This window comes from Arthrobacter sp. UYNi723, from assembly GCF_054057635.1.
The window spans coordinates 69,838-82,544 of sequence record NZ_JBSRZM010000022.1 but is presented as its reverse complement, the minus strand read 5'-3'; the positions used below and the strand labels follow the sequence as shown (position 1 = coordinate 82,544).

9 protein-coding genes and 1 pseudogene are annotated in these 12,707 nt (G+C 67.1%); all 10 read right to left on the bottom strand.

The features are described from left to right. Window positions 1-98 precede the first annotated feature (98 nt). The 10 genes and pseudogenes from ACVWY0_RS16495 to ACVWY0_RS16450 all read right to left on the bottom strand — a co-directional run bounded on the left by ACVWY0_RS16495 (window position 99) and on the right by ACVWY0_RS16450 (window position 12,613). A pseudogene (locus tag ACVWY0_RS16495) lies at window positions 99-987 on the bottom strand (intradiol ring-cleavage dioxygenase). Between the two features lie 81 nt (window positions 988-1,068). Then, complete coding sequence (locus ACVWY0_RS16490) at window positions 1,069-1,761, bottom strand: response regulator (RefSeq protein WP_485837630.1); 693 nt, start codon at window positions 1,759-1,761, stop codon at window positions 1,069-1,071. After that, window positions 1,754-3,121, bottom strand: a complete 1,368-nt coding sequence (locus tag ACVWY0_RS16485; protein ID WP_485837629.1) for a sensor histidine kinase — start codon at window positions 3,119-3,121, stop codon at window positions 1,754-1,756. Before ACVWY0_RS16485 ends, ACVWY0_RS16490 begins: the two co-directional genes overlap by 8 nt. 20 nt (window positions 3,122-3,141) lie before the next feature. Further along, window positions 3,142-4,029: an ABC transporter permease gene (locus ACVWY0_RS16480; RefSeq protein ID WP_485837628.1), complete on the bottom strand. Its 888-nt coding sequence runs from the start codon at window positions 4,027-4,029 to the stop codon at window positions 3,142-3,144. Window positions 4,030-4,043: 14 nt separating this feature from the next. Next, window positions 4,044-5,006: an ABC transporter ATP-binding protein gene (locus tag ACVWY0_RS16475; protein ID WP_485837627.1), complete on the bottom strand. Its 963-nt coding sequence runs from the start codon at window positions 5,004-5,006 to the stop codon at window positions 4,044-4,046. Window positions 5,007-5,181: 175 nt separating this feature from the next. Beyond that, entirely contained in the window at window positions 5,182-6,678 is a 1,497-nt protein-coding gene (locus ACVWY0_RS16470) for a phosphatase PAP2 family protein (RefSeq protein WP_485837626.1), read from the bottom strand. Between the two features lie 29 nt (window positions 6,679-6,707). Then, window positions 6,708-7,949 (bottom strand): MFS transporter, encoded by a 1,242-nt coding sequence (locus ACVWY0_RS16465; RefSeq protein ID WP_485837625.1) that lies wholly within the window; start codon window positions 7,947-7,949, stop codon window positions 6,708-6,710. Then, window positions 7,946-8,719, bottom strand: coding sequence for a DeoR/GlpR family DNA-binding transcription regulator (locus ACVWY0_RS16460; protein ID WP_485837624.1), 774 nt, complete (start codon window positions 8,717-8,719; stop codon window positions 7,946-7,948). The genes ACVWY0_RS16465 and ACVWY0_RS16460 overlap by 4 nt, the downstream gene beginning before the upstream one ends. Before the next feature lie 136 nt (window positions 8,720-8,855). Then, window positions 8,856-10,538 carry an ABC-F family ATP-binding cassette domain-containing protein gene (locus ACVWY0_RS16455; RefSeq protein ID WP_248763443.1) on the bottom strand — a complete coding sequence of 561 codons (1,683 nt, stop codon included), beginning with the start codon at window positions 10,536-10,538 and terminating at the stop codon, window positions 8,856-8,858. Window positions 10,539-10,624: 86 nt separating this feature from the next. Beyond that, the gene (locus tag ACVWY0_RS16450) at window positions 10,625-12,613 is read right to left on the bottom strand and encodes a penicillin-binding transpeptidase domain-containing protein (RefSeq protein WP_485837623.1); all 1,989 of its coding nucleotides are present in this window, start codon (window positions 12,611-12,613) and stop codon (window positions 10,625-10,627) included. Between the last annotated feature and the right edge of the window lie 94 nt (window positions 12,614-12,707).

Genomic DNA, 12,707 nt, shown 5'->3' with positions numbered 1-12,707 from the left:
CGTGGTCACTCAACCGCTCCGGACCCTCCGGGGTCACCCATCCACTACGCGCCATGCCGAAACATTAACACACCCGTGCTAAGTAAACTGCATTGAGTCTAGATGGTCACATTGAGCCCGGCGGTGTAGCCGGCCGAAGCCGATCCGGTCATGGTGGCCAGCTGGTAGATACCGCCGTCATTCCTGAAGACATTGTCCGACTGCAGGGTGGTCCGCTTCATGTTCGCGATGCTGGCCTCGTAGCCGGGAGTGGCGTAGACGTCGTCGCAGGCGGCCTTGGTCAGGGCGATCTGCGATACCGACAGCACCTGTCCGGCGGCGGTGGCGTTGCTCATGGACTCGAATACCTCGAAGTGGATGTGCGGCCAGCGGCCGGGATAGGCTCCGGGGAAAATGGACGTGAAGGTGACCTGGCCGCTGGCGTCCGCTTCCTGGACGCCGCGGAGGTAGTTTTCGTTTGCCAGTCCGGAATCGTACATGGAGTACCTGCCGTCCCGGTCGCAGTGCCAAGCGTAAACGGCCACGCCGGCCAGGGGCACACAGCCGTTGGCGTTGTCCAGCAGGGTCAGGGTGAACGTCAGCGGCACGCCTTCAGCCGAAGCAGACCCGGTTCCGAAGCTTGAGGTGATGTCCTGCCGCACCACCCCGGAGGCTGCCAGGACGTTGGGGCCATTGGAGCCGTCACCGGGGTAAGGACCTGCAGTTTCCTGCGGAATCTCCACGCCGCACTCCGCGATCGCCCGGGTAAGCGTGGGGCTGGCGGTGGGTGTCGCCGCCGTACTGGCGGCGCTTGCGGTGGCTGTGGCAGTGGCGGCCGACGTCGACGTCCCGGCTGTGGTGCCTGACCCGCCGGGCGTGCAAGCTGCCAAAGCGGCTGCCGCACCGCCGGCGCCGAGCAACATTCCGAGGGAACGGCGGCTGATCATGGTGGACAGATCAAAATTCAAGGCCGCGGTCGTGGTTGGGGTGGGGAAGGTGGTTGCTCATGGCTCCATCCAACGCGTCCCGCCTATCCCCTGCATAGGCCCTTCCTGTGCGGAACCTGTGCGTCAGCAGGCCGCGCCAGCGTCAGTAATCCGGATTGCTCGGGACCACCAGGCCGGTCTCGTAGGCGTACACCACTGCCTGGACCCGGTCGCGCAGGTGGAGCTTGGTCAGGATCCGGCGGACATGGGTCTTCACTGTTGCTTCGGACAGGAAATACCGGTGCGCGATTTCGGCGTTGGAGAGGCCCTCCGCCATGGCTTCGAGCATTTCGGTTTCGCGCGGGGTGAGGTCTTCGAGCAGGGGGTCCCTCGGTGCGGCGGAGGGGGCCGGCATGGCAGCGCCGCGGACATAGGTCTCCAGCAGCCGTTGCGTGACACGCGGGGCCACCACGGCATCCCCGCTGGCCACCACCCGGACGGCGCTGACCAGGTCCGACGGCGCCACGTCCTTGAGGAGGAAAGCGGACGCGCCTGCCTGGAGCCCGGCGAATGCGTATTCGTCCACATCGAACGTGGTGAGGATGATGATCCGGGCGCAGGATCCGGAGGCCGTGATGGCGCGGGTTGCCTCGATACCGTCCAGCACGGGCATCCGGACGTCCATCAGCACCACGTCGGGGTTGAGGTCCCGGACCAGCCGGACCGCCTCGGCACCGTCGGAGGCCTCGCCCACAATATGCAGGTCTTCCTCGCCCTCGAGGATGAGGCGGAACCCCATTCTCAGCAGCGGCTGGTCATCAACCAGCAGGACGGTTATCAGTTGGGTATCAGTCACGTGTGCCTTGAAGTTGAGATGGACGGGTGTGGGGTTCCGCGGGCTCGTCGGCCGGCCACCTCAGGACGGCACACACGCGCCAGCCGCGGCCGCGCCGCCCGGCCACCACGGTGCCCGCGTAGATGCGCGCCCGTTCGGCCATCCCCGCCAGCCCCTGGCCGGAACCGGGCCCGACGCCGGAGCCTGGGAGTCCTGAACCCGGCCCGCCGCCGTCGGAGGTGCCTGGGCCCGGGACTCCCGCGCCGTCGTCGAGCACTTCAATGGTGACCGTGGATCCGGCCCGGACGATGCCCACGTCCACGCGTCCCAGCGACCGGCCGTAGCGGAGTACATTGGTCAGCGACTCCTGAACTATCCGGTAAACCGTCAGCTGGAAGGCCGCGTCGTCGGGCAGCGCGGGGCCGGTGTGCGAGTAGTGCAGCGGCAGGCCCGCGGTGCGGAAGCCTTCCAGGAGCTTGGCCAGGCTGTCGCCGGAAGCGAGGGGCTGCCGTGGCGCCGTCCTGCCGGCGTCGTCCCGAAGGACGCCCAGGACACGCCGCATGTCGGCCAGCGCGGTCCGGCCGGTCCGCGACAGTTCACCAAGCACCTCGCCGGCGCGGTCGGGGCTTTTCCGGACCACGACGGCGGCGCCATCGGAGAGGCTGACCATCACCGTCAGTGAGTGCGCCACGACGTCGTGCATTTCGCGGGCGATCCGGTTGCGTTCGTTGACGGACGCCAGGCTGGCCGTCCGCGCCACCCACGCGGCGATCTCCTGCTCGTGCTCCCGCCGCTGCCGCACGGAGATGCCGATCCCGGTGGCGATGACGTTGGACAGGGCGATGGTGGCGCCGGTGGCGATGCTGGTCAGGAGGTGGAAGTCGCCGGGATTGCCGCCGGCATCATGGACGAAGGAATTCTCCATGGGACCAACGGCGGCCAGCAGGTACAGCAGGGCCAGCGGCGCCGTGGCGGCGGCCATGGCCACCAGCGCGAACCGGCGCGTGTGCACCACGGCCACGGCGTACAGCGAGAACCACAGGCCCGCCGAGACATTGGAGCCCCACGGGTGCAGCAGCGTGACGGCCACTTCCATCACCGCGACGAAGGCAGCCAACGCCACGGGGTGGGAGCGCCGGAAGAACAGGGCCCCGGCGACCACGAAGAGGAGCGCCGCCGCCAGCCAGGCGCCGGACATGATCGCGTCCACCACGGTCGGCGCCACCAGAAGCGCGTAGCTGAACACCACCACACCGTCCATCATCCGGGGACGCTGGTAAAGGTAGCGCCGGAGCCTGCCGCGGCGCTTGGCCGTGATCTCGGCAAGGGACGCGTCGGCCTGTCCGGCCGGCGCGTCCCTCACGAGTGCCGCTTCATTCATGCTCTGAGCCCAGTGTCCGCCTAGACGTCGCGTTTCTTGAGCACGATCATGGCCGGGACCAGGAACAGCAGAACGTAGCCCAGGAATATCAGGCCGCCCTGCCAGGGATCGATGACCCCGTCGGTGTGGCCAATGGACAGGAACCGTCCGCCGGCGTCGCTGGGGAGGTACTGGGGCACGTACTTCCAGAAGTCACCGGGGATGAAGGTCATAAAGCTCGCCGCAATGGACAGGACGAAGAACAGGCCCACCAGCACGGTGATGCCGCCCGCGGAGTTGCGCAGCAGTGCTCCGAGCGACAGGCCGATCAGGGCCACCCCGGCAACGTAGAGGCCGCCCGTGAAGACGCTGTACAGCACGCCCTCCGTGGACCAGTCCAGGTCCAAGCCCAGTCCCTGGAAGACCGGCATGGCGATCAGGAACGTGGCCACGGCGGCGATGGTGGTGATGACGTAGGAGATCACGGCGAGCAGGATCGCCTTGGCCACGAAGGCCGGTGTGCGGCGCGGGACGGCGTTCATGGTGGAACGGATCATTCCCGTGGCGTACTCGGAGGAAATGAACAGGACAGCCAGCGAGCCCAGCACCAGGATGCCGATCTGCAGGCCTGCATTGGGCAGGTTGTACAGGTCAAAGCCTGATCCTGGCGGGAAGGTCTCGGACATCATTTCCGGCGTCAGGGCCTGGCCCTGGTCCCTGGCCTGCCGGGCCATTTCGTCCAGGAAGGAGAACCGGATCAGGACGGCAAGGGCCCCGACGCCGATAATCGCCGCAAGGGTCAGGAGCAGCAGGATGCGGGTGGACATCAGGGAGAACAGCTTGATCCATTCGGACCGCAGCACACCGGCGAACGTCACGCCCTTGGTACCAGCGGTGGAACGGACCCGGGAAGTTTGGGTATCAGTCATGGTGGTCATCGTCCTTACTTTCCTGCCGTTGCCGGGGCGATTTCCGGGGCGAACTCGCCGGCGGGTCCACCGGTCAGGTGTGAGTGGTATTCCACTTCGTCCTTGGTGAGGTCGAAGTAGGCGTCTTCCAGAGACGATTGCTGCGGGGTGAGTTCGTAGACGAGCACCCGGTTGTCCAGTGCCACCTGGGCGATCTGGCGTGCGTCCAGGCCTGTCACTTCCAGGGTTTCGGTCTGGCCCTGGTCCACGGTCACGCCATCGCCGGACAGCAGGGCTGACAGCTGGGTGGCTGCGGACGTGCGGACCAGGGTCTTGACCTGACGGGTGCCCGCAATGATGTCCTGCACGGGGGCGTCCGCGATGATTTTGCCGCGGCCGATCACGATCAGGTGGTCTGCCGTCTGGGCCATTTCGCTCATGAGGTGTGAGGACAGGAAGACGGTCTTGCCCTGCCCGGCGAGGTAGCGGACCAGGTTACGGACCCACAACACACCTTCCGGATCGAGGCCGTTGACCGGCTCGTCCAGGATCAGCGTCTGCGGGTCGCCAAGGAGCGCGTTGGCAATGCCCAGGCGCTGCCCCATGCCCAGCGAGAAGCCGCCTGCCTTCTTCCGCGCCACTGCCTCCAGGCCGGTCATCTCGATGACTTCATGTACCCGGGACGTGGGAATGTTGTGCGTCGCCGCCATGGCCCGCAGGTGGTTGTAGGCGCTGCGGCTGGTGTGGACTGCCTTGGCGTCCAGCAGCGCACCCACCTGGTGCAGGGGGGCCTTGTGATCGGCGTAGTGCAGGCCGTTGACGGTGACCGTGCCCGACGTCGGCCGGTCCAGTCCCATGATCATGCGCATGGTGGTGGATTTGCCGGCACCGTTCGGGCCCAGGAAGCCCGTTACCTGCCCTGCTTTGACGGTGAAGCTGACGCCGTCAACCGCCGTTTTGCTGCCGTAGACCTTTGACAGGCCTGTTGCCTCAATCATGGAAAGGTTCCTTAGAACAGCAGCCTGGTGGCTGCGGGATGCGGGGAAGTTTTCGTGTGTACGCCCCACGGTACCGACGGCTCGGCGGGATTTAGCCTGTCTCAGGGATGATTCAGGGTCGAATCAGGGTAGTCCGCACGGATGATCAGGGGTCCCCTCAGGGGGCGCAGGCGCCTTAGGCGCGGGGCGAGTAGTAGGTCAAGGCACGCGGTTCCACCCGGATCCGGACGCTGCGCACGCCCGCCAGCGCCTCGCCGTCGACCGCCAGTGCCAGGGGGGAGCCCTCCGACTCAATCCGGACCTCGGTAGCCTCCCGCAGATGCGTGATCCGGGACGTCGCCACCGTGCCGGTCAGCACCGACCACAGGAGCCGGAGCCGGGCAAAGGATTCGTCGGCGGTGATCATGCGGACATCCAGGACACCATCGTCCAGCACGGGCCGCGACAGGGGCGCGTGGTCCCGGGGGTAGTAGCGCCCGCGTCCGATGTACGCGATCCAGAGTTTGTGCCGGACGCCGTCCACGGTCAGGGTGGTGGGTGTTCCCGCGGCGAAGGTCCGGAACATTGCCACCACGCCGGCCAGCGGTTTGCCGAGAGCCGGCTGGAGTTGCTCCCTCCGCCGGACCAGGTTGGGGTACAGACCGATGCTTGCCGTGTTCAGCATGACCAGGTCAGCTGTTTCCGGGTTGCCCGCCAGCCCGCGCTCCACGGTCACAACACCGACGTCGGCCCGCGCGGCTTCACCCGCGGCCGCGGCTGCCACAGCGTCCTTGAGGTTGGCAGTCCCCGTGTCCCGGGCGAAGTGGTTGAGTGTTCCGCCGGGGAGCACCAGCAGGGGAAGGGAAAGTTCGACGGCGGCCGCAGCCGCGGTGCCAACGGTTCCGTCGCCGCCCCACACGCCCAGGGCACGGGTGTCCGGGCGGGAGGCGGTGGCCTGGACGGCCTCCTCCAGGCTCTCTCCCAGCGCTACCGTTTTTATATGCGCCTTCGGGAATACTTCCTGGAGTGCGCCTGCCGTTTGTTCCGTGAAGGAGCCGCCGAGGGTATTCACCACGATGCTGAGACCTTCACCGCCCGGCAGCTCCGGGGCCTGGGTTGCGGTGCGCGATACTCCGGGAAATGGTGGGCGGACGGGCCACCACTTACGGGTCACCAGCGCCGCCCCTGCGCCGATCGCCGAACCGAAGAACACATCCGATGGCCAGTGGGCCCCCGTGTGGACGCGGGAGTAGGCCACCCCCAGTGCCGCCGGCGCAAGTGCCGCACCGACAACCGGCTTGACCAGCCCGGCGCCGAGCGCGAAGGCGATGGCGGAGGCCGAATGCCCCGATGGCATGGATGAGCTGGTGGGTTGCGGATGGACGAACCGGAAAACCGGCAGGTGTTCAGGGAGCGGGCGTGCCCGCGGCAACAGGGTCTTGAACACCACGTTGGTCACCGCCGATGCCACCGCTTGGGCGATCAGCCCGTGCAGGGCGGCCCGGCGGGGCTTGCCGGGGAAGGCGGCCATGATCGCCGCTGCCCCGATCCACAGTTTGCCGTGGGTGGCGGAGGCCGAAATGCGGCGGAAGAACTCATCGTGGTTTCCACCCGGGAACGACGACACGCCGCGGACCAGGTGCCGGTCCATGCGGCTGATCCAGCCCGGTCCATTGCGCCACACTCTGTACATCTCCCCACCCTATAACCGGTGGGGTTCCCCTACTTGGAGGACTGGGGCGCGGAGGACTGGGGCGCGGAGGACTGTGGCTTGGAGGGCAGGGGCCTCGCGGCGCCGGCGAGGAGCAGGGCCACCAGGATCGGGGCGAGGATCGCGAGGAGTGCCAGATGGATTCCCGTGAGGTCGCCCAGGTAGCCCAGCAACGGCGGGCCGGCGAGGAAGGAAACATACCCCAGGGTGGATACAACCGAAACCCTGGAGGCCGCATGCTTCGGGTCGTCGGCGGCCGCTGACATTCCCATGGGGAAGGCCAGCGCGGAGCCAACGCCCCACAGCGCAGCACCAACCCCGGCCAGCCAGATGTTCCCCGCGAGCACAAACAGGCACAGACCCGCCGTGGCCGCGGCCATGCTGGCCCGGAGCACTACGACGCGGCCGTAGGTGTCGATCACGCGGCCGCCGAAGAGCCGCATCGCCGTCATTGCCAGGACAAACAAGGCGAACATCAGGGCACCGGTGGATTCCGAACTGCCCAGGCCGTCAACAGTGGCCTTGGCGATCCAGTCGTTTCCGGCGCCTTCGGTGAGGGTTGCACCCAGGACCACAACGCCGATCAGCAGGGTGCGGCCGTCACGCCAGGCCGATGGCCCCTTCACAGCCGTCGGTTCACCCTCGACCGGAGCGGCCTGGGCCGCGTGGGGGAGGAAATAGCGGGGCGCCACGAGGGCTACCACCACTACTACACCGGCGATGACCAGCAGGTGCAACGGCAGGCCAATACCGAGTGTTGAGAGGCCCGCACCGATCAGTGCCCCCACAAAGGCCCCGCCGCTGAAGGCCGCATGGAACTGCGGCATGATGGTGCGCCGAAGCTTGTGCTCGACGTCGGCTCCTTCAATATTTTGGGAAACGTCCCACAACCCGACGCCAATGCCGAAGAAGAACAGCGAAACGGCAGTGCCCGGGATCGATTCCGCCGACAGGGAAAAAGCGATGCCCACCCCGGCCAGCGCTGACAGCAGACCGCCTGCGCGCACGGCATTGGCGGTGCCGATCTTCCCCACCACAAGTCCCGCCGTCGGAAGGGCGAGCAGGGAGCCGACGGCGATGCACAGCAGAAGCGTGCCCATCTGGCCGGAGGTCAGGTGCAGCGTCTCAGTGACGGCGGGGATCCTGGCGGCCCAGCTGGCAAAAACGAAGCCGTTGATTCCAAAGACCACAAAGGTGGCGGCTGCTGCTGCCCTGAGGGACGGTCCGGCCGTCGTGCTGGTGTTGATGCTCATGCTTTGACTACTTCCACCGAGAGCTTGTTGAGGTGTGCGAGTTCGTCCGCACTCAGGTCTTTGTCCGTAACTATCACGTTCACCGCGTCCAAGGGGGCAACCAGGGCCATCGCGGTGGCATTCCATTTGGCACCGGCGCAGGCAACAATCACCCGCGCCGCCGATTCGAGTCCGGCCCGCTTCACCGCGGCATCTTCCAAATCATGGGCCAGGAGACCGTCCCTGAGGTTCAGGGCGCAGGGGGTGACCACCGCCGTGTCGAAGCGCAGGGACCGGATGTTGGCTTCCGCGAGCGGGCCGCGGAAGGATAGCTCGCCGGGAATCAGGCTTCCGCCCGGGAGCAGCAGGGCAGGACGTTGGCCGGCGTGCGGGTCGTCGTCGGTCACCGTCGTCAGGGCGCGCATGGACATGGGCATCAGCGTCAGTTCGCGCCCGCGGAGGACGCGGGCAATTTCGGTGGCTGTGGTGCCGCTGTCCAGCCACACGTGTTCGCGATCTCCCAGCAGGCCTGCCACGGCGACGGCGATCCTGGCCTTCACGGCCTGGTCTTCGAGTTCGCGCTGGCCGTAGCCCGGGTTTTCGCCGCCGGCAATGAGGCTCCTGGCACCGCCGTGGACCCTGCGCAGCACACCATGCGATGCGAGCAGCTCAAGGTCCCGCCGGATGGTGGCGCCCGATGCGTCGCACGCCTGGGTCAGCTCTTCCACCGAGACCTCGGCCTGGTGGCGAAGCAGCTCCCCGATCAGGCGGTGCCGCTCTTCAGTCTTCATGCTCATATGATAGCAATTTTTGATCATATGCGCGGAGCACCACCCAACGCTCTCTCACTTACAGCATAAAAAAGGCAGACGCTCTCTCACTCGGTGAGAGAGCGTCTGCCTTAAACCTGCAGGAAGTGAGAGAGCGTCAGCGGGCGCGCTCAACCCGCTTTTCGTCCCACACGGGCTCGGCGGATTCGTAGACGCGGCCGTCGGAACCGAACACCAGGAACCGGTCGAAGGTGCGGGCGAACCAGCGGTCGTGGGTGACTGCCAGGACGGTTCCCTCGAAGTGGTCGATGGCCTTTTCCAGGGCCTCGGCCGAATGCAGGTCCAGGTTGTCGGTGGGCTCATCCAGCAGGAGGAGCGTGGCGCCGGAGAGCTGCAGCAGCAGGATCTGGAACCGTGCCTGCTGGCCGCCGGAGAGGGACTCGTACTTCTGCTCCGACTGCGACGCCAGGCCGTAGCCGTCCAATGCGCCGGCGGCTGCCTCGCGGCCCAGGCCGGACCGGTGCTCGTCGCCGCGGTGCAGGATCTCCAGCAGGGTCTTGCCTAGGAGGTCGGGCCGGACGTGGGTCTGGGCGAAGAAGCCGGGCCGGATACGGGCGCCGAGTTTCACGGTCCCCTCGTGCGGCACTTCAGCAATATCGACGTCGGACACGGGGAGGTGCTCCCGTTCCGGGTCCGTCCCGCCCGTGGCGAGCAGGCGCAGGAAGTGGCTCTTGCCGGAGCCGTTGGAGCCGAGCACACCCACGCGGTCACCGAACCACACCTCGGTGGAGAACGGCTTCATCAGCCCGGTCAGTTCCAGTTTCTCTGCCACAACGGCCCGCTTGGCGGTCCGGCCGCCCTTCAGGCGCATGCGCACGTTCTGCTCGATCGGCAATGCTTCCGGCGGGCCGGCCTCGAGGAACTTGGCCAGGCGCGTCTGGGCGGCCTGGTAGCGGTTGGCCATATCGGAGCGGAATGCCGCCTTGTTCTTGTACATGTTGACGAGTTCCTTGAGCTTCACGTGCTCCTCGTCCCAGCGCTTGCGGAGCTCTTCGAAGCGGGCGTTTCGGTCGGCGCGGGCGTCGACGTAGGAGCCGAAGCCGCCGCCGTGCACCCAGGCACCTGCGCCGTTGATGCCCGGTTCGAGGGTCACGATGCGTCCGGCGGCATTGTTGAGCAGCTCGCGGTCGTGGCTGATGAAGAAGACAGTCTTTTTGGACTCGTTGAGCTTGTCCTCAAGCCAGCGCTTGCCGGGCACATCGAGGTAGTTGTCCGGTTCGTCCAGGAGCAGGAGTTGGTCAGGTCCCGCGAACAGGGCCTCCAGCACCAGCCGCTTCTGCTCGCCGCCGGAAAGGCTCGACGCCGGGCGGTGCTGTGCGCGGTCAAAGGGCAGTCCCAGGGCGGCCATGCAGACCTCGTCCCAGACAGTCTCCACGTCATAACCGCCGGCATCTCCCCAGTCCACGATGGCCTGCGCGTACCGCATCTGGCTGGGCTCGTCGTCGTGCTCCACCATCGCGAGCTCGGCCTCGTCCACCTCCCTGGCCGCGGCGGCCAGGGCCGGCGGAGCGGCGGATACCAGCAGATCTCGGACGGTGGAATCGTCCCGGACCTGGCCCACGAACTGGCGCATGATGCCCATGTTTCCGGAGCGCCCGATCACACCTTCGTCCGGTACGAGGTCGCCGGAAATGATCCGGAAGAGGGTGGTCTTGCCCGTGCCGTTGGGGCCGATCAGGGCGGTTTTGGTACCGTCCGGGACCTTGAAAGTCACGCCGTTGAGCAGCTGGGTGCCGTCGGAGAGGAAGTAGTCAATACCGGAAATGTCTATGTGGGCCACGCCAACAATCTTCCCACGACCGCCCTACCCGGGTTTTTGTCCGGATAATATGCCTTCGAGGCATCTGGACAAAAAACTCGGGGGCGCTAGCCGGCGGCGGTCAGGAACTGCTTGAGCAGCGGCCCGGACGTGGTGGCTCCGAGTCCGCCGTCCTCGACAAACACGGCCACGGCCAGGTCACCGTGGACGGCCACAATCCAGGCGTGCGTCTTGGGCGGGTTCTCCTTGCCGAACTCCGCCGTGCCGGTCTTGGCGCCCACCGGCGCGCCGGGAACGGTCGTCAGAAAGCCCGCGTGGCCGGACGTGACTACCGCCCGCATCATGTCGGACAGCGCCGCGGCCTCGGCGGCAGTGATGGGCTGGCCGGACGCCTTGGCCGGCGCTTCCGGCGCAACGGTCGGCGACGGCGACGCGCCCTCCGCGGTCGTCCCGCCGGAGGTGTCTGCCGCGGCAGCGCCGGCGTCGGGGTTCAGGACCAGCTGCGGTGAGACGGGGGATCCCTTGCCCACGGAACCGGCCATGATGGCCGCTGCCAGCGGGGACAGGAGCACCTTGCCCTGGCCGATCATCGAGGCGGCATGTTCGGTGCCCGCAGCCTCGCCCGGAATGGACCCGAGGAACGCCGCGGCGCCCAGCGCGGGGGCCTCCACCGCCACGCCCATGGCGACGGCGGCAGCCTCGAGCTGGGCCTGAGTGACTGTGTCGCGCGCAGCGATGAACGCCGTGTTGCACGAGTGGGCAAAGGCATCGCGGAGTGCCACAGACCCCAGCGACGTTTCCGGGTAACCTTCCGCGTTCTTGAAGGTCCGGCCGTCCACGGTAAGGGTGGGTGTGCATTCCACCTTCGAATCGGGCGTCAGGCCGTTGCGGAGCATGGCAAGCGAATCGACGATCTTGAACGTTGACCCGGGCGCGTACTGGCCCAGCATGGCGGTGTTGTAGCCGTTGCTTCCCGGGCCTGAGGCCGCGGCGAGAACGGCCCCCGTAGAGGGGCGGAGCGCCACGATGGCCGACGCCGGGCCTACACCGGCAAGGGTGCTCTCGGCGAGTGACTGGAGGTTCGGATCAAGGGTGGTTTTCAGTGGCGTGCCCGGGCTCGGGGCCATCTCGAAGACCACCCTGCGGGGATCCGTTCCCGCGGCCTGGATCTGTTCGCGGGTCAGGTCGGCCCGCTGCGCACGGATCACCACGGCGTCGGTGCCGCGGAGCTGCGCGTCGTACTGCTGCTGGAGCCCGCCGATGCCGGTCACGTCGCCGGCGGTCAGGACGCCGTCGGACGCCTCGATCTGCTCGGCCGTGGCCTCGCCGACGGTGCCGAGGACTGCCCTTGCGAACGTGCGGCTGGGCGCCAGCGGCTGGGCTTCCGGGATGGCGCGGGCACCGGGAATGGCCGTGATCTGCGCGTCCGTGACGGTGCGGCCCTCATCACGGAGGGTGATGGCCCGGACGAACGCCTCGGCACCGGAGGCCGCAACCTGTTGGGCGTAGGCGGCCGGATCCACACCCACCAGTTCGGCCAGTTTGGTGGCTGACGCGGCCGCGTCCGCGGATCCCAGAAGCAGTCTGTCGATCCCCACGTTGACCACGGGACGGTACGTGACCAGCTTCGCGTCACCCGCGCCCAGGATGTCGGCGCGTTGCGGCGACTGGGTGCCCTTGCTCAGGATTTCGTTGTCGGCGAGTCCGGGGACCAGGGCTGCCGGGTTCCAGACGGCCAGCCATTTGTCCCCTGACTTCGTGAACTCTGCGGAAACCGTGTATTTCCACTCGCCGGTGCCGATTTTCCAGGTGTAGTTCAGCGGAACGGTTGCAGTGTCGCCGTCCAGGGTGAGCTCGCCGGCCGCCACAGTGGGTCTGTCCGGCTCCAGGGCCTTGAAAACGTCCTGGACCTGTTGCTTGGCCACCCCGGAGTCTTTGCCATCAAAGGCGACCGAGCCGACGTCGAGCGTGGAAAGAGCGGACGCAAACTGTTTAGCCGCGCTTTCGGCACCCCCTCTGCCGTCGTCGCAGGCAACCAGGGAGGCGCCGAGGATGAGTCCAGCTATGGCAAGCGATAGTTTCTTTGAGTTCCCCACGGCGCTATTATGCCCCGATTTGGAACGCGCTTGCTGTCACCCGTTCCGCGCGAACGGACAGCTGACGCCCAATGACTTGCGCGAAAGGTCACTT

Coding starts and splice junctions, on each gene's coding strand:
- ACVWY0_RS16485 (WP_485837629.1), bottom strand. CDS start 3,121: ATGAATGAAGCGGCACTCGTGAGGGACGCGCCGGCCGGACAGGCCGAC.
- ACVWY0_RS16480 (WP_485837628.1), bottom strand. CDS start 4,029: ATGACTGATACCCAAACTTCCCGGGTCCGTTCCACCGCTGGTACCAAG.
- ACVWY0_RS16475 (WP_485837627.1), bottom strand. CDS start 5,006: ATGATTGAGGCAACAGGCCTGTCAAAGGTCTACGGCAGCAAAACGGCG.
- ACVWY0_RS16470 (WP_485837626.1), bottom strand. CDS start 6,678: ATGTACAGAGTGTGGCGCAATGGACCGGGCTGGATCAGCCGCATGGAC.
- ACVWY0_RS16465 (WP_485837625.1), bottom strand. CDS start 7,949: ATGAGCATCAACACCAGCACGACGGCCGGACCGTCCCTCAGGGCAGCA.
- ACVWY0_RS16460 (WP_485837624.1), bottom strand. CDS start 8,719: ATGAAGACTGAAGAGCGGCACCGCCTGATCGGGGAGCTGCTTCGCCAC.